The sequence below is a fragment of the Halorubrum salipaludis genome, assembly GCF_002286985.1.
In the GTDB taxonomy this organism is placed as follows: Archaea; Halobacteriota; Halobacteria; order Halobacteriales; family Haloferacaceae; genus Halorubrum; species Halorubrum salipaludis.
Genome location: NZ_NSKC01000005.1, coordinates 326,995 through 345,000 on the forward strand (window position 1 = coordinate 326,995; position 18,006 = coordinate 345,000).

Consider the following 18,006-nt stretch of genomic DNA (forward strand, 5'->3'; position numbering starts at 1 on the left):
GCCGAGAGACGGCGGACATGGTCGACACCGCGGTCCAGCTGTACACGCTGCGCTCGCTCGACGCCCCTGTTCCGGAGCTTCTCGACCGGGTGGGCGCGGCCGGTTTCGACGGAGTGGAGTTCGCCTACCGAGTACGCGAGTCGCCGGTCGAGGAGGTGCTCGCGGCGCTCGACCGTAACGGCCTCGACGCCGCGTCCGCGCACGTCCCGATCGAGTCGCTGGAGGACGCGCCGACCGAGGCGCTGGAAGACGGGTTCGACGAGACCGTCGACCTGTACGACCGGCTCGGCGTCGACACCCTGGTGGTCCCGTGGCTCGACGCGGAGCAGTTCGAGAGCGCGGCCGCCGTCGACGCGGTCGCGACGCGGCTGAACAGCCTCGCGGACGCCCTCGGCGCCGAGGGCGTCCGGCTCGCGTACCACAACCACGACCAGGAGTTCGCCGCGGTCGACGGGGCGCCCGCGATAGAGCGGCTGATCGACCGGACCGACGAGCGCGTCGGGTTCGAGGTGGACGTGGGCTGGGCGCTCGTCGGCGGGGCGGACCCCGCCGCGCTCATTGACCGACACGCCGACCGGATCACCCACGTCCACGTGTCCGACGCCGACCTCGGACGAGGCGAGTCGGTCGCGCTCGGCGAGGGCGACGTGGACCTCGACGCGGTCGTCGCGAGCGCCCGTGACGCCGACTGCGAGTGGCTCGTCTACGAGCACGACGACCCCGCCGACCCGATCGCGTCGATCGAGCAGGGGGCGCGGGCGCTGCGTGACGCGCTGGTGTGACTCGGCGCGGACCGCCGCTCACTCCGCGACGTTCGTCTCGCGCACCCGGATTCCCTTGCGCGCGAGGTGACGCATCTGCCGTTGCGCGAACTCCTCCTCGCTCGACCCGCGGGTCGCGAGCACGTACACGAGCGCGGAGCCGGTCGGCCGCATGGTGCGACCCGCGCGCTGTGAGCCCTGTCGGCGCGACCCCCCGAGCCCGCTGGCGACGACCGCGAGTTCGGCGTTCGGGAGGTCGATCCCCTCGTCGCCGACGCGGGAGACGACGAGCGTGTCGATCGCGTTCCGGTCGCGGTCTGAATCGGCCGACGACTCCCCGTCGGCTCGGAACCGCCGGAACAGCTCCGCTCGGTCGCGGTGGGGCGTCTCGCCGCTGATGAAGGGAACTCCCAAGGCGTCCGCGATCGCCTCGCCCTGATCGAGATACTCGACGAACACGAGCGCCTTCTTGTCGCGGTGCGCGGCCAGCAGGTAGCGGATCTCCTCGATCTTCGCGGGGTTCTCGGCCGCGACCCGCGTTCGCTCCCGGCCGTCGGCCGCGGCGTACTCGCTCTGCGCCAGCTCGTCGCGCCACGGGACGTACCGGATCTCCACTTCCGGCTCCTGGACGAAGCCGGCCTCGAAGAGGGCGTCCCAGTCCGCGCCGATCGGCCGCCCGATCAGGGTGTAGATCTCCTCCTCGCTGCCGGTCTCGCGGACCGGGGTGGCCGAGAGGCCGAGGCGGTGTTTGGTCTGTAGCTCCGCCGTACGGCTATAGACCGGGCTGCTGATGTGATGCGCCTCGTCGAAGCAGATCAACCCCCACTTCCGGGAGTCGAACAGCGAGCGATGGCGGTCCATCCCGGCGATCTGGTAGGTGGCGATCGTCACCGGTCGGATCTCCTTTTGACCGCCGTGGTACAGTCCGATGTCCGCGGGGTCGATCGTGGAGTGGTCGAGCAGCTCCTCCCGCCACTGGCCGGCGAGCTCGCGGGAGGGAACCAGGATGAGGGTCTCGCCGCCGACCGCCGCGATGGTCGCGATGGCGGCGACGGTCTTCCCGGAGCCCGGCGGGCCGACGTACACTCCGGAGCGCGCGTCGAGGAAGGTCTCGACCCACGTCTCTTGGTAGTCGCGGAGGTCTGTCGTCAGGTCGACGTCGACGGGGTCGCCCACGTCGAGGTCGCGGTCGTCCTCGACCGGGTAGCCGGCGTCGTAGAGGGCGCGTTTGACCGCGGCGACGGCGTCCTCGTTGACCCACGCCTCCGTCTCGGAGATGGGCGCCCGGAGGTGGTCGTCATCGAGGTGCTGGTCCGCGACGTTGCCCATCAGGCTCTCGGAGGCCGCCTGGAGGACGACGTAGCCGTCCTCGTGGGTGTACAGCCGAAAGCGGTGCGCGCGGCGCCACTGGTCGCGGATCCAGTCCTCGAGGTGGTCGAACCGGCGGGGGAGCACCGACCGGAGGCTCGAGATGAGTCCGTCGGCGTCCTCGAACGGCGCGGCCCACACGTCCTCCTGTCTGATCCGGTAGAGGTACCCGCGCGTCCCGGGCTCGGTGCCGGTGGTGTCGATCAGGTGCGCGAACTGCGAGAGGCGGGCGCGGGTGAACTGCGTCGGCCGGTCGACGACGATCTCCCGTCGGTCGGGGAACGCGACGACGCGCTCGCGGCTCGCGAGCGCGCCCCACTCGCGGGGGTAGAAGACGACGGGGTCGCTCTCGACGTCGAGCCGGTCCACGTCGCCGCGGTCGACGAGCGCGGCGAGGGCGTCGCGCGCGGTCGCCTGCGAGGTCCCGAGCCGGCGCGCGACCTCGCTCGCGGTCGCGACCGGTCGCTCCTCGGCCTCCAACGCCTCGTGAAAGCGGTCGATCGAGAGTTCCGCTGCGGCGTCGTCGGAATCGACAGCCTCACCGGCGGCGGGTTCGGAATCGCCGGAGTTGTCGGTCATTACCTCCGGTTCGGTCGCGAGGGGGAAATGGATAGCGTCCGCGGCCGACGACGGAGCAGGATGAAGGAGATTCGTTGAAACCTTCCCTTTCAGGGGGATACTCGCCCGAAATGACCGGTCGCTGAGGAGTGGTTCCTGATTGCGGGAGTAAGTCTCGCAGATCGTCGGTGGTGAGACAGTATATAAACCAGCCGTGAGCGACAGCGACGATCGCTTATAATAACGGTGCGGTGGCGTGTGCCTGTGAGCGGCCGCTCCTAGCGGCCGCGAGCAGCCCGCACGAGGGAGTCGCTGGCGCCTTATAAGGCGCCAGCGACGAGGTTGGGGAGGCGTGAGGCTGCGGTGCTGTGAGGGGCGGGGTGGGACTCAAAGGGGCAGCCGTGAGGCGGGCGCAGGCGATGTAAGCACCGCAGGAACGAGCAACGCGAGTGACGAGGAGCGCAGCGAGTGTGCGCCCGCCTCACGGCTGGGGCTTTGAAAGTGTTCACAGTCGATCCGTAGTCAACGGCTTATAACCGAGCGGCTGGGGCTTTGGAGATCTTCACCGTAGCATCGTCGATCACGTATAAATAGCCGCCAGAAACACCACAATCCGACTTATAAACAACCGACCCGCCGCGGTGATTCGCGTACTCCCGCTACCGACCGGATCGACCGTGACAGCCGCGGCCGGTGATGGCGTCCTTCGACCGGAACCGACAGCCGCAGGCCGTACAGCGGACGAACGGCTCGCCGGGCTCCGTCTCCAGTCGGTGCTCGCCGACCTCGAACGGGCGCGTCACGGTCCGGGGGCGGATCCGGTCGGGGATCGGCGTGGAGGCGGACTCGGAGAGGGCCGTCCGCACGGCGATGGTATCGACGTCGACGGGGTCCCACCGGGGGGCCTCTAAGGCCGCCTCGCGGTCGGCCACCTCGGTCCAGCCGGTGACGACCACCGGGGAGTTCGTCTCCGTGTCGCTCACGACGACGACGAACCGGATCCCGCCGTCGACGAGGGCGAACCGCCAGCCGTCCGTCCGGTTCCAGCGGAGTTGGCCGCGACGGATCGCGTCGCTGACGGTCCGGGTCGAAACGTATCTCCCGGGCTGTTCCAACCGCTCGCGGAAGTGATCGGTGAGGGCGTAGAGCTCGGGGTCGCGAACTGGCGGATCCTCCGCCGTTCGCCCTACCGACGGTCGCTTCCCCGCGTTCGGGGTCCGGCTTCGAGGGGCGTCCGGGTCGGACCCGTGCGGGAGGGAGTCCGATCTCGTCGCCGCCCGCCGGCGAGCCCCCGCCGGCGCGGTCGTGGACGCGGTCCGACGCTCCGTCGATCCGGGACGGGATGACTCGGCGTCTCCCGGCCCGCCCTGTCGGGATGCCACTGGGTATCGATACAGAGTGTGCTCTTAAGTGTGTTACGGCGGCACAGGGGGTCGGCGATCGTCGACTTCGGTGACCGCGACGGCGGTGCGTGGGGCTGAGACGGCGATGCGTGGGGCTGAGACGGCGGTGCGTGGGGCTGAGACGGCGATGCGTGGGGCTGAGACGGCGATGCGTGGGGCTGAGACGGCGATGCGTGGGGCTGAGACGGCGATGCGTGGGGCTGAGACGGCGATGCGGGGACCCCGGCCGACTCAGACGGTCACAGCGCCGGCGGCTCGCCGCGACCGATAACGATCTCCTGACCCTCGACGTCTTCGAGGGAGGCGACGCGACCGCCGATGTCGACCCGGCCGGACTCGGTCTCGACGGTGAGCGACGCGACCTCCTCGCTGTCCTCGAACGCGAGGTCGACGACGCGCCCCCGGACGGTCACCGAGTCGCCGGTCTCGATGTCGCGGCCCTCCACGGTCGCGTAGAACTCCTCGCCCTCGAACTCCCGGACATCCTTGACGGCGCGGCGGATCGAGGCGTAGCGGCGCGGGAACGGGCGGGCGGCACCGTCGGCGGCGAGCGTCTCGGCGGTCGTCCACAGCACGGTGCCGAAGAAGCCGGAGACGAGGAACCCGAGCGCGGAGCGGTTGAAGATGACGCCGTACCGCTCGCGGTCGTCGCGGAGCGCGTCCTGCGTGGCGTACACGGAGTACTCCCCGTCGCCGACGGCTAAGATTGGCGTGGTGATCCCGCGGCGTGCACGGGCGATCGTCGCCACCTCCAGGTAGTCGAACTCCTCGGGGTCCGGCGCGCGGGACGCGGGGGTGACGAGGAGTTCGACGCTGACGCCCGCCTGCACCTTCGCGGCGAGCTCGTCGCGGAAGCGGCGGAGGAGCCCCGGCGTGAGCGACAGCGCCAGCTCGTACTCGGCGCCGGCGATCACCTCTTCGAGGTACCGGAGGATCGTCGACCGCGACTTCACAAGCGACACCGCCTCGGTCTCGCGGGTCGGGGCGGTGTAGCGGGCCGCCAGCTCGTCGACCATCTCCGCGAACGAGGACCGGAGGTCGCCGAACGCGTCCTCCGGGTCGACGGCGACGATCTTCATCGGACGCGACTCGCGGAGCTCGACGAGCCCGCGGTCCGAGAGGCTTCGGACCGTGTCGTACACGCGCGGCTGCGGGATGTCGGTCCGGTCGGCGATGTCGCTCGCGGTCAGTTCCCCGTGTTCCAACACGGCGAGGTACGCGTCGATCTCGTACTCGCCGAGGTTGAAGCGGTCCCCGACGCGGTCGAGCGTGCCGCGGAGATCGTCGGTCATGCACGTGACGTGGCGGCCCTCCGATATAGGTTTTTACTATGAGCCGAGTAGCACGCGTTTTCAGAGGCGGATCCTACATGTACATTCGATCATAGGTTCCGTCCGGCTCGCGGTCCTCGATCCGTTCGGCCAGGTCCTCGTAGTGGCGGCGCACGTCGGCCGCGAACGACATCAGCGGCGCCGAGTCGACGCCCAGGTCGTACGTCTCGTCGATCGCCTCCACGAGCCGCAGGGCGGCGTCGGCGTCCGGCGCCTGCGCGTGGACCGGGGTGATGAACACACCCACGCCGAGCGGCGAGTCGATTCCCCGCTCGAGCAGGGAGGCGTTCGTCCCGTCGAGGAACCCGGACTCCATCGGCGGAACGCGGTCGTCGTCGAGGCGCCGCTCGTGGTAGTCCGCCGTCGCGACGTGGAAGGTGCGGTGCGCGTCCGGGCCGTGCGGGATGGGAACGCCGGACAGCACGGCGATCTCGGAGACGCCCGCCGACTCCGTCCAGTCGAGGACCGCGGCCGCGAGCCGCTCGCCGAGGGCGGGCGGGACGAACTGCTCGGCCACGAGCACGGTGACGTCGACGTCGTCGGCAGAGTACAGTCGGATCGGTCGCCGCGGCCGGCCCTTCTCGAAGGGCGTGATCGACGGGAGGCCCTCGGCCCGGACGTGGCCGGTCTGTTCGAGACCGAGGTTCTCCACCAGGTAGTCGACGGCCGTCAGTCCCGCGAGACCGAACGACGAGAAGCCGGCGACGAGGGTGCCGCTCGGAGCGGATTCGTGCGTGACGCTGAACGTCGGAGAGTCGCGTGAGGGGTTCGACACAGTCCCCGGTTCGCGGGGGGATGTGTTAGTGGTTATCGAAACGGTGGACCGCGCGTCCCCCGAGCGTCGGGAGAAACGCTTTTTCGGGTGGGCGACGGCGGATTGGCTATGGTACGGCCCGAGGCCTTCGTCGAAAGTGCGGGGCTGCTCGCCCGCTTCGCGGACCTGGTCGGCGGGGCCGCGGACTCCGCTGCGGGCCGGCTGCTGTTCGTGCTCCTCTCGGTCGCGGCCGGCGTTCTCCTCTCGAAGTTCCTCGTTCGGCTCATCGGTCGGCCGGTCGCCCGCCGCGTGTCGAGACAGAGCGTCGCGCAGACGATCGTCAGGGGCGTCCGCGTCGGGACGATCACGCTCTCGCTGTTCGTGGGGCTCTGGGCGGTCGGGTTCCGGTTCGGCGACCTCCTCGTGGGAACCGCCGTCTTCTCCGCCGTGATCGGGATCATCCTCGCGCCGCTCGTCGGGAACTTCATCAACGGGGTGTTCATCCTCGCTGACCAGCCGTTCGAGATCGGCGACATGATCGAGTTGGAGAACGGGACGACGGGGTTCGTCGAGGACATCACGATCCGGTACACGAAGATCTTCACGCTCGACAACACCTTCCTCGTCGTGCCGAACGGGGCCATGCGCGAGCGCGACGTGACCAACTACTCCGCCGAGGACGAGCGGACCCGGCGGACCATCGACGTGCTCGTCACCTACGAGAGCGACGTCTCCGAGGCCCGTCGGCTCATCGAGCGCGCCGCGCGGGACTGCGATGCGGTGATCGACGGCGGCCCCGACATCCGAGTCGGCGTCGCGCGCTACACCGCGAGTCCGGACTGCCGGATCCACGAGTTCGGCGACGACGGCGTCCTCCTTCGCCTCCGGTACTGGGTGAAGAAGCCGTACAAGCTCGCGAAGGTCCAGTCCGACGTGAACATCCGGATCCGCGAGCGACTCACGGACGCCGACGTGGAGATGGCGTACCCGCACCGGCACCTCGTCTTCGACGACACCTCCGGAGTCGCGCGGGTCGGCGGCCCGGAAGACGGTCGTCCCGAGGGCGAACGGGCGGGCGACAAGCCCGACCCGGAGGGCCGGGGTAGCGGCGGGCGTCAGGCGGACGAGACCGGGGCGGGAGAAACCGAATCGGGTGACGCCGGGACGGACAGGGCCGAGGCGGACAGGGCCGAGGCGGACGCGACGCCGGCGGACGGCGGCGACTCGGCAGGCGGTTCCCCCTCGGATGGCGTCGACTCTGGGGGCGACGCCGGTCCGGGCCGCGACCGATGACTGATCCCGCGTGAGACACCCTGTGTCGCGCTCCCACGGAACCGGAAGCCTGATAGACCGAGGCGTCCGCTTATAAGTCAGTGAGCGACGAGCCCTCCGAAGACCCGCCGGAGTCGCCTCCGGAGTTCGGCGGTTCCGGACCCGGTCCCGACGACACCGGCGACGACGGTGGTTCGACCGACGAGACGGACGGTAGCGACGCGGCCACCGGCGCGTCTGAAGGAACGACGGGCGACGACGCTGCCGACGGCGACCCCTCCGACGATCGCGTGTCCGAGGAGTCGATCACCGAGGGGAGCCTGATCCGGCCGCTGTTCCAGCTCGCGTGGCCGATCGTCGTCATCCAGCTGCTGCAGGTGACGTACAACGTCGTCGACACGCTGTACCTCGGGCGGCTGTCGGCCGAGGCGGTCGGCGCGATCAGCCTCGCGTTCCCGCTGATCTTCCTGCTCATCGCGGTCGCGGGCGGCTTCACGACCGCGGGGGCGATCCTCGTCGCGCAGTACACCGGCGCCGACGGGGACCGGTCCGCGGGGCTGGTCGCCGGTCAGACCATCTTCAGCGTCTCCGTGCTGTCGGTGCTCATCGGGATCGGCGGCTACTTCTACACGCGACCGGCGCTCGAGATCCTGCCGAGCGACCCCGACACGGCGGCGACCGTGATCCCGCTGGCGGCCGACTACATGGAGGTCATCTTCGCCGGCATCCCGCTGATGTTCGGGTTCTTCGTCTTCTCGGCGCTGATGCGCGGGTACGGCGACACGCGGACCCCGATGGCGGTGATGCTCGTCTCGGTCGCCCTGAACGTCCTCCTCGACCCGTTCCTCATCTTCGGGTTCTCGGCGAACCCGCTGTTCGAGTGGCTGGCGGCGGTGCCGCTCGTCGCGGCGCTCGATCCCGTGGGCCTTCAGGAGGCGCTGTTCGCGGCCACCGGGTTCACCGGCTACGGGATCGAGGGGGCCGCGATGGCGACGATCTTCTCCCGGGGGGTCGCCACCGCGATCGGCCTCTGGCTGCTGTTCGCCACCGCGCTGGGGCCGGCGGTCTCGGTGGGTCACCTTCGGCCGGACCTCGGGTTCATCGAGGACATCTTCCGGCTCGGGCTCCCCTCCAGCGTCGAGCAGACGACCAGCGCGCTCGCGATGATCACGCTCACGGCGATGGTGGTCACGTTCTCGCCGCCGGTGGTGGCGGCCTACGGGCTGGGGAACCGGCTCATCTCGCTCGTGTTCCTCCCCGCCATGGGGCTCGGGCGTGCGATCGACACGATGGTCGGCCAGAACCTCGGGGCGAACCGGGCGGACCGCGCGGCGCGCTCGGTGAAGCTCGCGGCGTCGACCGGCGCCGGGGTGATGTTCCTCGTCGCGGTCGTCGCGGTGGCGTTCACGGAGCCGATCGTCGGCGCCTTCCTCGGCGACGTGCCCGACGCGCCCGCGACCGTCGCGTACGCGGTCGAGTACGTGCAGATCCGGTCCGTCGAGTTCGCCTTCATCGGCGTCTCGCAGGTCATCCTCGGCGCGTTCCGCGGGGCCGGCAACACGAAGACCGCGATGGTGATCTCGATCCTCACCCTCTGGGTCGGACGGGTCGCCAGCGTGGGGTACCTCGTCTTCGTCGCCGGCTGGGGCGAGACGGGGATCTGGGTCGGGATGGCGCTCGGAAACGTGCTCGGGGCGATAATCGGCGTCGCGTGGTTCGCGCGCGGGACGTGGACGGAGCGGTACATCGACGACCCGGCGCCGGGCGTGGATCCCGCGGGCGACGACTGAGGGTAGGTGCGGAGCGGGAGGGAGAGAACGCGACGGGGGATCAGTGCCGGAACAGGTGGATCGCGTCCTCGTCGCGGAGGAGACAGAAGCGCGCGCCGTCGTTCTCCGGGAAGGTCGTCCCGGTCTGTCGAGTGGTGAAGAGTCGGTCGAACGGGGCGTCACAGACCGGGCAGGCCACGTCTTTCCGGTTCTCCCAGAGGCTCGTCGCTCCCGTGTCTTTCAGCTGTTTCAGCGCGTGGCGGTGGTCGTGCACGTCGAAACGCGGCATGCGTCGAGATCTGCGGGACGGAAGTTGAACGTGACCCCGCGAGTATCAGCGGTGATTCCGGTTCAGCGTGGAGAAGGGGCGCCGATCACGTCTCGGCGTGGAGAGAGGGCGCCGATCACGTCTCGGCGTCCGAGAGCCGATCACGGGCCCGATCGAGCGCGGCCTCGTCACCGGTCCTGACGTAGTCGCCCAGCGCGTCCGCGGCGTCGACGAGGGCGTCCGCGTCGCCGGGCGGTACGTCTCCCGTGAGCGCCTCCGCGCGCTTCGTACGGTCGCGGAGGCGTTCGAGGAGCTCTCTGGTGGGGTCGATCCGAGAGCGCGGGTCGTCGCCGTCGACGGAAACCGTGGGAGCGGACGCGTCGGCGTCGGCCGCTTCGCCGTCTTCGGTCGCGGAGAGCTCGTCGAGGAACGCGAGGAGGTCGCTCCGGTACTCGTCGACCGCGCGGACCGCGGCCATCCCGCGCGCCTCGCGGAGGGACTCGGGGACCGCCTCGGTCGGGGGCCTGTCGCCGTCGTCGGCGCCGGCGAGCAGCGCGAGGAGGTACTCCCGGTCGCGGTCGGTCGGGTCGCGCAGCCGGTCGTACAGGTCCACCGCCTCCAGCAGTTCGCGTGCGGCGAGGTACGTGTCGTCGAGCGGGAGCAGGTCGCCGCCGCGGATGAACCCCCGCTTGCGGGCGTACTCGCGGAGGTCGGCCTTGAGGTCGTCGACGCCTTCCTCGGGGAGCGTCCCGCGGGCCTCTCCGAACCGGACGCGGTGGGGAGTGAGGTCGAGGGTCGCCGGCGCATCGGTGTGAGCCGTCCTGTCGTCGACGCCGACGCTCCTGAGAGCGCCGCAGTCTGGGCACTCGACGGAGCCCGTCTCGTAGTACGACCAGCGCGCGCCGCACGATTGGCACTCCCGTTCGCCGCGGACCTTCATGCGAGCCACTTCGTCGCGTTCGGCGTAAAGGGCTGTGGGTCGCGTCCGGGGTGATATCGATTGGAACGGCGAGGCGTCCGACGTAGCACCGGTCGGGACGGACCAGAGCGTTCGTCGGCCCCGAGTATATATAGGCGCCCGACGAATCGGCGGCCATGGGTTGGCACGCCGTCGACGCGGTGGACGACGCCGTCGAGGCCACTCGTCGATTCCTGTTCCCGTTCAACGCTGTTCGCTGGGCGAAGCTCGCGCTCCTCGTCCTCCTGATGGGCGGCGGCGCGAACGCCGGCGTGTCGGTTCCCACGTCTCCAGACGCCCGAATCGGCGGGGTTTCGGGAGTCGCCGGGGAGTTGGGGACCGGCACGAGGACAGACGCGGCGACACTCGGGAACGCCCTCTCAGACCTCTTCGCCGGTGCGTCCGGCGACTGGCTGATCGTCGCCGCGGCCGTCGCCGCGGTCGTCGTCGTGATCGGGCTCTCGGTGGCCTCGCTATCGCTTCGGCTGGTCTTCTACGACGCGCTCCGGACGAACGAGGTCCGACTGTGGCGGCCGTTTCTCGGTCGTCTCCGACAGGCCGTCGGGCTGTTCGCCGCCTCGGTGGCCCTCTCGGCGGTCGCTACCGTCCCCATCGCGCTGGCGGTGCTCGCGGCCGTCGCGGCCGAGACACCAACCGGATGGGGGCCGATCGACTCGTTCGCGGCGACGGCGGGATCGCTGCCGATCGGCCTCGCGATCGCTGCGGGGCTCGTCGGGAGCGCGCTCGTCCTGCTCGCGACGCTCGCGCTCCGACTCACCTTCGAGTTCGTCGTCCCCGCGATGGTTCTCGAGGATCGCGGTGTGATCGCCGGGTGGCGCCGGGTCCGGCAAGCGATCGCCGGAGAGTGGGCGGAGCTCGGCGCCTACCTCGCGGTGCACTTCTTCGTGGGCGTCGGGATCGCGGTCGTCAGCGGGACCGCGTTCGTGATCGCTGGTTCGGCGGTCGTCGCCGTCGCCGGGAGCGCGCTCCTGCTCGCGGCCGTCCCCCTCGGGGGGCTCGGCGCGCTGGCGAGCACGACCGCCGGAATCGCGGCCGTCGCGGTCGTCGTGACCGTCGCTGTCGCGACGCTGGTGGCGGTGACGCTTCCAGTCAGCGTCGTCACGCGATCGTATCTGATCGCGTACGAGGTCGCCACGCTCGGCGGGATCGATCCGGGACTAACGCTGCTTCACCCGGACCTCGATCCGGATTCGACTGGGGCTGACCGCGATTCGACTGGGGCTGACCGCGATTCGACTGGGGCTGACCGCGATTCGACTGGGCCCGACCGGGACTGAGTCGCATCTGGGATCGTCGAATGTCGAATCAGTATTCGACGGGTTCACGTACCTTTTTACTCCGTTACCGAATTGGAGGAGACATGGGACTGGACGACGACGCGAGGGAGTATCACCGAGAGGAGCCGCCGGGGAAGATCGCGATCGAGACCACCAAGCCGACGAACACGCAGCGAGACCTCTCGCTCGCGTACTCGCCGGGGGTCGCGGCGCCGTGTCGCGACATCGCCGCGGACCCCGAGTCGGTGTTCGAGTACACGGCGAAGGGGAACCTCGTCGCGGTCGTCTCGAACGGGTCCGCCGTGCTCGGCCTCGGCGATATCGGCGCCTCGGCCTCGAAACCCGTCATGGAGGGGAAGGGCGTGCTGTTCAAGCGCTTCGCCGACATCGACGTGTTCGACATCGAGCTCGACATCGACGCGGTCGACCCGTTCTGCGAGGCCGTAAAGGCCATGGAGCCCACTTTCGGCGGCGTGAATCTCGAGGACATCAAGGCCCCCGAGTGCTTCAAGATCGAGGAGCGGCTCCGCGAGGAGATGGACGTGCCCGTGTTCCACGACGACCAGCACGGGACCGCGATCATCTCCGGCGCGGCGCTGATGAACGCGACCGAGATCTCCGGGAAGGACCTCTCCGAGATCGACATCGTCTTCTCGGGCGCGGGCGCGTCCGCGATCGCGACGGCCCGCTTCTACGTCTCCCTCGGCGCGAAGAAGGAGAACATCACGATGTGCGACTCCTCCGGCATCATCACCGAGGAGCGCGTCGCGAACGGCGACGTCAACGAGTACAAGAGCCAGTTCGCCAGCGAGGGCGAGGGCGGCGACCTCGCCGACGCGATGGAGGACGCCGACGTGTTCGTCGGGCTCTCCGTCGGCGGGATCGTCTCGCAGGAGATGGTCCGGTCGATGGCGTCGGACCCGATCATCTTCGCGATGGCGAACCCCGATCCGGAGATCACCTACGAGGACGCGAAGGACGCGCGCGACGACACGGTGATCATGGCGACGGGCCGGTCCGACTACCCGAACATGGTGAACAACGTGCTCGGGTTCCCGTTCCTGTTCCGCGGCGCGCTCGACGTGCGCGCGACGGAGATCAACGAGGAGATGAAGCGGGCGGCCGCCGAGGCGCTCGCGGAGTTGGCTCGCAAGGACGTGCCGGACGCGGTCGTGAAGGCGTACGGCGACGACCCGCTTCAGTTCGGCCCGGACTACGTGATCCCGAAGCCCCTCGACCCGCGCGTGCTCTTCGAGGTCGCCCCGAGCGTCGCGAAGGCGGCGATGGAGTCCGGGTCCGCCCGCACCGAGATCGACTTGGAGCAGTACCGGGAACGGCTGGAGGCGCGCCTCGGAAAGTCCCGCGAGATGATGCGCGTCGTGTTGAACAAAGCGAAGAGCGACCCGAAGCGCATCGCGCTCGCGGAAGGGACCGACGAGAAGATGATCCGCGCGGCCTACCAGCTCTCAGAGCAGGGAATCGCGGACCCGGTGCTGCTCGGTGACGCCGACGAGATCGCCAGGACCGCCGACCAACTCGGACTCTCGTTCCAGCCGGAGATCGTCGATCCCGACGATCGCGACGTGTCCGCGTACGGAGACCAGCTCTACCAGCTCCGAAAGCGGAAGGGTATCACGAGCCGCGAGGCGAACGAGCTGGTCCGGCGAGACACGAACTACCTCGGGAGCGTCATGGTGAAGTCGGGAGACGTCGACGCGATGCTCACCGGGCTGACGCACCACTACCCCTCGGCGCTCCGACCGCCGCTGCAGGTCGTGGGATCCGCGGACAACACCGACACCGTCGCCGGCGTGTACATGCTCACGTTCAAAAATCGGGTCATCTTCTGTGCCGACACCACGGTGAACCAGGACCCCGACGCGGAGACGCTCGCGGAGATCACCCGCCACACCGCCGACCTCGCCCGGCGGTTCAACGTCGAGCCCCGCGCGGCGATGCTCTCGTACTCCAACTTCGGGAGCGTCGACAACGAGGGGACTCAGAAGCCACGGGAAGCGGTCGAGATTCTCCACGAGGACGACGGCGTCGACTTCCCGGTTGACGGCGAGATGCAGGCCGACACCGCGGTCGTCGATGACATTCTCAACGACACCTACGAGTTCTCAGAGCTCGACGAGGCCGCGAACGTGCTCGTGTTCCCGAACCTCGAGGCCGGGAACATCGGCTACAAACTGCTCCAGCGGCTCGGCGGCGCGGAGGCGATCGGTCCGATGCTGGTCGGGATGGACCAGCCCGTTCACGTGCTCCAGCGCGGCGACGAAGTCAAAGACATCGTCAACCTGGCCAGCGTGGCCGTCGTCGACGCACAGGAGTGAGGTAACGAACTCCGGAGACAGAGACTCGCGAGGATTCGGAAGTTTCCCCGGAAACTCGCGTTTTCTCTTCTGACGGTACTGGTGATTCTGACGGCGCTGGTGGTTCTGACGGCGCTAGTGACAACTCGCGTGCTGACGCCGTCGCTGTTACTACCCCTCGACGACGATTCGCTCGTCGATCGTTTGAGAGACACACCGTGTTTCCGGTGAAACGGGGTCGGCTGGGGGTGGGAGGGCCGTCGTGGTCGGTTCGGGCATCAGCGTGCGGTTTCGAATCTTGATCGAGCCGCTTCGAAGTGGCATCTGAGACGGGAAGAATTATAAACAAGTTTTGAGTACAGTTCGCCAAGCCAAAAAGTAGGTACTGTTGAACGCCGAAGGCTTTGAGTTTCATCGGAAACGCGGGGTCCGTCAGAAGTATTTCACCGGAAACGCGGTCTGCCTGTTCGTTTCCGGTCGCTTGTTTTGTTCGTCGATCCGGAGACGGATCTGCTCATCCGTGGTCCGAGTTGCATGTGGATCGACGCGTGCGTAGACCGACTTGCACAAGGACCGATCCGTACGCAGACCGGCTCGTAGGGCGATCGGACCGTACCTGGGCTTTGGCCGAGCGGTATACGAACTCTGGCTGGCGTCTCTGTTCCGTTAGAAATCCGGTTCCGGTTATCTATCCGACCGGGCTTCTCGTCTCGGCATCTACAGGGATCTCTCTTTAGGCTATTTACGTCGTTTGGACTATTTATACTGCTATCTTTGCACTGCTGTCTCGCTGGCGGGTATGGGTGAGTCAGGGTGAGTTAGATCGAAGTGATGACACCGGGTTTCCGGTGAATCAGGCGACTGGGATTTGACACCTCTTTATATTCCATCACCACTCCCCCTACGGCCCCACCGTCCCCACCCCCAACCGACCCCGTTTCACCGGAAACACGGTGTGTGTCTCAACTCCCCTTCCGCCGCGAGCGAAGCGGAACGCATTTCACCGGAAACCCGGTGTCGATCCCATGGACGCAGCGGACGATCTCTTCACGAGGGAGGACCCGATCTTCGCGAACAAGGAACTCCTCGAGATCAGCCATCTCCCCGGTGAGGGTCGGATCGTCGGCCGCGACGACGAGATCGCCGATCTCGCGACGGCGGTCAACCCCGCGATTTTCGGACAGAGTCCGAGCAATGTTCTGATCTACGGGAAGACGGGAACCGGGAAGTCGCTCTGCGCGAAGTACGTCTCCAAACGCCTCGTCTCGACGGCCGGGGAAGAGGGCGTCAACGCGACGTTCGCGTACGTCGACTGCGCCCAGGACACGACCGAGACGCAGGCCGTTCAGACCATCGCCGACGCCGTGAACGACCCGGACGTGACCGGAATCAACGTCCCGGACAAAGGGCTCTCGACGTCGACGTACTACAAGCGACTCTGGCGGATCCTCGACCAGCGCTACGACGTCGTCCTCATCATTCTCGATGAGATCGACAAACTTGACGACGACGCCATCCTGATGCAGCTGTCGCGCGCCGGCGAGGCCGGCAAGATCACCGACTGCAAGCTCGGCGTGGTCGGGATCAGCAACAAGATCCAGTACAAGGACCGCATGGACGAACGGGTCAAATCGAGCCTCTGTGAACGGGAGTTCGTGTTCCCTCCGTACGACGCCAACCAGCTCAGAGAGATCATGCAGGCGCGCGCGGACGCGTTTCACGACGACGTCCTCGAACCGTCGACGATCCCCCGCGCCGCCGCGCTCGCCGCGCGCGAACACGGGGACGCGCGCAAGGCCATCGACATCCTTCGATACGCGGGCGAGATCGCACAGAGCAACGGCGAGCCGACCGTCAGAGAGGAGTTCGTCACGCAGGCACGCGAGCGCGCCGAGACCGATCGCTTCCGTGAACTCATCCGCGGGTCGACGCCGCACTCCCGATACGTCCTCCAGGCGCTCGCGCTGCTGTCGCTTTCGAGCGGCCGTCAAGACGGGTTCCGAACCAGCCGCGTGTACGAGATCTACGAGAACATCTGCCGCCAGGAGGGATCGGACAGCCTCTCGCTTCGCCGGGTCCGTGACCTCCTCAAGGAACACGCCTTCCTCGACATCATCGAGCAGTCCAAACACAGCGGGGGAAGCGCGGAGGGGAGCTACACGAAACACCAGCTGTTGGAGGACCCGAGCGTCGTCAAAGAAGTGTTGACGGAGGACTCCTCACAGTAGTCTGCCTGAAAAACAACGCCCGCGTACACCGGACCAACCAGCCCCGGTCCGGTCGATTCGACCGCCTGTCCCGTCGTCTCTCGTCGACTGCGATCCGATCGCGATCCGAGCGCGTCCCGCTATCCCAGCAGGCCGAGCCCCTCGATCCGCTCGACGATCTCTTCTACGGCCTCTTCCGCGTCGTCGGTCCGCTTCCCGCCGGTGATGACAATCTTCCCGCTCCCGAACAGGAGAATCACGACCTCCGGCTCGTCCATCCGGTAAACGAGACCGGGGAACTGTTCCGGCTCGTACTCGACGTCCTCGAGCCCGAGGCCGATCGCGAGCGCGTTGAGGTTGAGGTTGTGGCCGAGGTCGGCGCTCGACACGATGTTCTGAACGGTGATCTCCGGGTCGTCCTCGACCGGAATCTGTAGCCCGCGAAGCTTCTCGAAGATGATCCCGAGCGCCTCGTGAACGTCGTCGATGCTTTTCGCACCCGTACAAACGATCTTCCCCGACCGGAAGATGAGCGCGGCCGCCTTCGGCTCCTGGGTCCGGTAAACGAGTCCCGGGAAGTTGTCGGGATTAAAATCGGCTCCCGGAAGGTCCTCGGCGAGCGCCTCTAAATCGAGCTCTTGGCCGATCCCCGTCGATGCAACTACGTTCTGGATCTCGATCGAATCTGCAGGGTTCGTCATCGTTCGCTTTTATATGCGTCCCCCTCCCTTATAAACGCCCGTGGTATAAACAACCGCTCGGTCGTCGACGGTTGCGCCCCGTGGGCGTCCCCGCGAGCCTTCGCTGACGAACGAGCCGTATCGCTTTGCGGTCGCGATCGCTGACTCGACCTCGATCATTCACGCTTCACACGCGCGATGGGAGACGGCGAACACTATGATAGAGTACTGATAGTTGTCGGTGTCTCCGACCGGTTCGTCGTCCCGTCCGGATCGGCTTCCCACTCGATCCTCACGCCAGTATCTCGCTCTCCTCGTGCGAACCACTCTCAATGAAAACGCATGACGTGGCGGCGATGGTTCGACGGGGTTAAGTATAACCCGGCATTCGTGTTGAATGCGAAGGTCCCCCGGCGCGGGGGACAACGGTCGGCCGCACCGCGGCCGGTCGAAGCGTTCCGACGTGCTTAAGTGTATAAGCCCGTTCGGTTGAAACGCGAAGAACGCACCGCGGACTCGGGACGTTCAATCCGTCCCGGTTTCGCAGAGTCGGTTTGTCCGACTCATCCGAATGAGGATTTCGCCCCCTGCGCTCCGGCGTAAGAGGAAATCTGATGTGAGCCGTGGTAGTTCGGTGTCATCCGGGTCGCCGGGTGAACCGGACACCACATAGACCATGCAATGGTGTTTTGACTTATCGCAAGTCAAAACCCGCCAACACCCCTCCGAGCCGGGAATCAGGCTCTGGAGGTTATACATTCCGGTTGATCCTGCCGGAGGCCATTGCTATTGGGATCCGATTTAGGGATGCTAGTCGCACGAGTTCAGACTCGTGGCGAATAGCTCAGTAACACGTGGCCAAACTACCCTTCGGAGCTCCATACCCTCGGGAAACTGAGGCTAATAGAGCATACCACAATCCAGCTGGAATGAGGATTGTGTCAAACGCTCCGGCGCCGAAGGATGTGGCTGCGGCCGATTAGGTAGAGGGTGGGGTAACGGCCCACCGTGCGAATAATCGGTACGGGTCATGAGAGTGAGAACCCGGAGACGGAATGTGAGAC

General features: G+C 67.5%; 13 protein-coding genes and 1 rRNA gene (1 of these 14 only partly in view). 7 read left to right on the forward strand and 7 right to left on the reverse strand.

What is annotated here, in order from left to right:
- Positions 1 to 17 precede the first annotated feature (17 nt).
- Entirely contained in the window at positions 18 to 782 is a 765-nt protein-coding gene (locus tag CK500_RS11505; RefSeq protein ID WP_095637357.1) for a sugar phosphate isomerase/epimerase family protein, read from the forward strand.
- 18 nt (positions 783 to 800) lie between these two features.
- Here the strand turns inward: CK500_RS11505 and CK500_RS11510 are convergent, their stop codons facing one another.
- The 4 genes from CK500_RS11510 to CK500_RS11525 all read right to left on the reverse strand — a co-directional run bounded on the left by CK500_RS11510 (position 801) and on the right by CK500_RS11525 (position 6,196).
- Positions 801 to 2,708: a DEAD/DEAH box helicase family protein gene (locus tag CK500_RS11510; protein ID WP_095637358.1), complete on the reverse strand. Its 1,908-nt coding sequence runs from the start codon at positions 2,706 to 2,708 to the stop codon at positions 801 to 803.
- Positions 2,709 to 3,346: 638 nt separating this feature from the next.
- On the reverse strand, positions 3,347 to 4,069 hold the full coding sequence (locus CK500_RS11515; protein ID WP_095637359.1) for a hypothetical protein: 723 nt from the start codon (positions 4,067 to 4,069) through the stop codon (positions 3,347 to 3,349).
- A 260-nt stretch (positions 4,070 to 4,329) separates the two neighbouring features.
- Positions 4,330 to 5,382: an HTH-type sugar sensing transcriptional regulator TrmB gene (gene trmB / locus CK500_RS11520; RefSeq protein WP_095637360.1), complete on the reverse strand. Its 1,053-nt coding sequence runs from the start codon at positions 5,380 to 5,382 to the stop codon at positions 4,330 to 4,332.
- Between the two features lie 73 nt (positions 5,383 to 5,455).
- Positions 5,456 to 6,196, reverse strand: coding sequence for a proteasome assembly chaperone family protein (locus CK500_RS11525; protein WP_095637361.1), 741 nt, complete (start codon positions 6,194 to 6,196; stop codon positions 5,456 to 5,458).
- A gap of 108 nt (positions 6,197 to 6,304) precedes the next feature.
- Here CK500_RS11525 and CK500_RS11530 point away from each other — a divergent pair, with 108 nt between their 5' ends.
- Complete coding sequence (locus tag CK500_RS11530) at positions 6,305 to 7,468, forward strand: mechanosensitive ion channel family protein (RefSeq protein WP_233139133.1); 1,164 nt, start codon at positions 6,305 to 6,307, stop codon at positions 7,466 to 7,468.
- Between the two features lie 80 nt (positions 7,469 to 7,548).
- Complete coding sequence (locus tag CK500_RS11535; protein ID WP_095637362.1) at positions 7,549 to 9,237, forward strand: MATE family efflux transporter; 1,689 nt, start codon at positions 7,549 to 7,551, stop codon at positions 9,235 to 9,237.
- 40 nt (positions 9,238 to 9,277) lie between these two features.
- On the opposite strand, the gene CK500_RS11540 is transcribed toward CK500_RS11535, so the two are convergent.
- Positions 9,278 to 9,505 carry a DUF7385 family protein gene (locus CK500_RS11540; RefSeq protein WP_095637363.1) on the reverse strand — a complete coding sequence of 76 codons (228 nt, stop codon included), beginning with the start codon at positions 9,503 to 9,505 and terminating at the stop codon, positions 9,278 to 9,280.
- A 115-nt stretch (positions 9,506 to 9,620) separates the two neighbouring features.
- Entirely contained in the window at positions 9,621 to 10,424 is an 804-nt protein-coding gene (locus CK500_RS11545) for a DUF7117 family protein (protein WP_095637364.1), read from the reverse strand.
- Between the two features lie 155 nt (positions 10,425 to 10,579).
- On the opposite strand from CK500_RS11545, the gene CK500_RS11550 reads away from it, so the two are divergent.
- The 3 genes from CK500_RS11550 to CK500_RS11560 all read left to right on the forward strand — a co-directional run bounded on the left by CK500_RS11550 (position 10,580) and on the right by CK500_RS11560 (position 16,283).
- Positions 10,580 to 11,740 (forward strand): DUF7544 domain-containing protein, encoded by a 1,161-nt coding sequence (locus CK500_RS11550; protein ID WP_095637365.1) that lies wholly within the window; start codon positions 10,580 to 10,582, stop codon positions 11,738 to 11,740.
- Between the two features lie 83 nt (positions 11,741 to 11,823).
- Complete coding sequence (locus CK500_RS11555; protein WP_095637366.1) at positions 11,824 to 14,076, forward strand: NADP-dependent malic enzyme; 2,253 nt, start codon at positions 11,824 to 11,826, stop codon at positions 14,074 to 14,076.
- A 1,004-nt stretch (positions 14,077 to 15,080) separates the two neighbouring features.
- On the forward strand, positions 15,081 to 16,283 hold the full coding sequence (locus CK500_RS11560; protein ID WP_095637367.1) for a Cdc6/Cdc18 family protein: 1,203 nt from the start codon (positions 15,081 to 15,083) through the stop codon (positions 16,281 to 16,283).
- Positions 16,284 to 16,402: 119 nt separating this feature from the next.
- Here the strand turns inward: CK500_RS11560 and CK500_RS11565 are convergent, their stop codons facing one another.
- A complete protein-coding gene (locus CK500_RS11565; RefSeq protein WP_004046033.1) occupies positions 16,403 to 16,963 on the reverse strand; it encodes a TATA-box-binding protein in 561 nt (186 codons plus the stop codon).
- Positions 16,964 to 17,699: 736 nt separating this feature from the next.
- Here CK500_RS11565 and CK500_RS11570 point away from each other — a divergent pair.
- A 16S ribosomal RNA gene (locus CK500_RS11570) occupies positions 17,700 to 18,006 on the forward strand; it runs 1,163 nt beyond the window's last position.

Coding starts and splice junctions, on each gene's coding strand:
- CK500_RS11560 (WP_095637367.1), top strand. CDS start 15,081: ATGGACGCAGCGGACGATCTCTTCACGAGGGAGGACCCGATCTTCGCG.
- CK500_RS11530 (WP_233139133.1), top strand. CDS start 6,305: ATGGTACGGCCCGAGGCCTTCGTCGAAAGTGCGGGGCTGCTCGCCCGC.
- CK500_RS11505 (WP_095637357.1), top strand. CDS start 18: ATGGTCGACACCGCGGTCCAGCTGTACACGCTGCGCTCGCTCGACGCC.
- CK500_RS11565 (WP_004046033.1), bottom strand. CDS start 16,963: ATGACGAACCCTGCAGATTCGATCGAGATCCAGAACGTAGTTGCATCG.
- trmB (WP_095637360.1), bottom strand. CDS start 5,382: ATGACCGACGATCTCCGCGGCACGCTCGACCGCGTCGGGGACCGCTTC.
- CK500_RS11510 (WP_095637358.1), bottom strand. CDS start 2,708: ATGACCGACAACTCCGGCGATTCCGAACCCGCCGCCGGTGAGGCTGTC.
- CK500_RS11545 (WP_095637364.1), bottom strand. CDS start 10,424: ATGAAGGTCCGCGGCGAACGGGAGTGCCAATCGTGCGGCGCGCGCTGG.
- CK500_RS11555 (WP_095637366.1), top strand. CDS start 11,824: ATGGGACTGGACGACGACGCGAGGGAGTATCACCGAGAGGAGCCGCCG.
- CK500_RS11550 (WP_095637365.1), top strand. CDS start 10,580: ATGGGTTGGCACGCCGTCGACGCGGTGGACGACGCCGTCGAGGCCACT.
- CK500_RS11540 (WP_095637363.1), bottom strand. CDS start 9,505: ATGCCGCGTTTCGACGTGCACGACCACCGCCACGCGCTGAAACAGCTG.